Consider the following 874-nt stretch of genomic DNA (forward strand, 5'->3'; position numbering starts at 1 on the left):
TCTTATCATAAAAATTTTCTGGAATAAACATTTCACAAAATATCAAAACCATTAATGATATGGTTAAAATAGAAAAAGCTAATACTTTTAGTTCAACAGGTAATAAAGATATGTCCTCAACAGTAAATTTATTGCAGATTCCAAAATATAGATTTAAAAACAAGGTTAATCCAGTGATAAAAGCGAAAAATTGACTGATATTCCTTAAAGGTCTTATACATTCTAAAATTACTCTAAATGTAAAATTGGTATTTAGAATACGATGATACCAATCATAATCTTTATATAGAGAATTATAAGTAGACCAATACTGCCTCTCAAGATTATCATACATGTCCTTTAAACCTATATAAAACTCCTCTTCAGTCTCTAATCTTTTTTCACTTAGAGATTGGAACATTTCCCTAAGCTTTAGGAACTTTTCTATAAGGGATTTATCACCCAATTATGAAATCATTCTTTTTATATCTGATATCACAATTTGTATCTGATAAAAGTTTAATCACCAAAGGGGAGCTGCACTGAACTGGGATGGATCATATAGAGACCAATTAAACGTACTCTTCAATAGTTCTTGGTGCCAATGCTTCCGTTTTCTTGAAGGTCATAAACTTATCAAACATTTCATCTAACGTTAGAGCATTTAAAATCTTCTTTGTGCTTCTTCCAATACTTTCTCCACGCTTATACTTACGAAAAGTTTTTTGCATAAAAATAGCCCCCTACGGATTTTTATAGGTGACTAAGAGTAAATCTCCTCCACAGTTTTGCTTAACAGTCTTCAACAGTCTAGTTAAAAAACACCGTTTAGACTGTGGGGGGAAATTTTATTATAAACGTTCAAGAATGTGTCAATGGCGGGACTGCGTGGGAA

Annotated in this window: 2 protein-coding genes; both read right to left on the reverse strand. The window is 31.4% G+C overall.

The window, feature by feature from the left end:
• Positions 1–445: hypothetical protein (locus V7266_RS30515; RefSeq protein WP_335473023.1), on the reverse strand; the 445-nt coding region annotated here is incomplete at its 3' end.
• 106 nt (positions 446–551) lie between these two features.
• On the reverse strand, positions 552–710 hold the full coding sequence (locus tag V7266_RS30520) for a hypothetical protein (protein WP_335473024.1): 159 nt from the start codon (positions 708–710) through the stop codon (positions 552–554).
• Between the last annotated feature and the right edge of the window lie 164 nt (positions 711–874).

Source organism: Neobacillus drentensis (assembly GCF_036965645.1).
Classification (GTDB): Bacteria; Bacillota; Bacilli; order Bacillales; family Cytobacillaceae; genus Neobacillus; species Neobacillus drentensis_D.

Excerpts from the sequence above, each read along its gene's own strand:
- V7266_RS30520 (WP_335473024.1), bottom strand. The coding sequence starts at position 710 with ATGCAAAAAACTTTTCGTAAGTATAAGCGTGGAGAAAGTATTGGAAGA.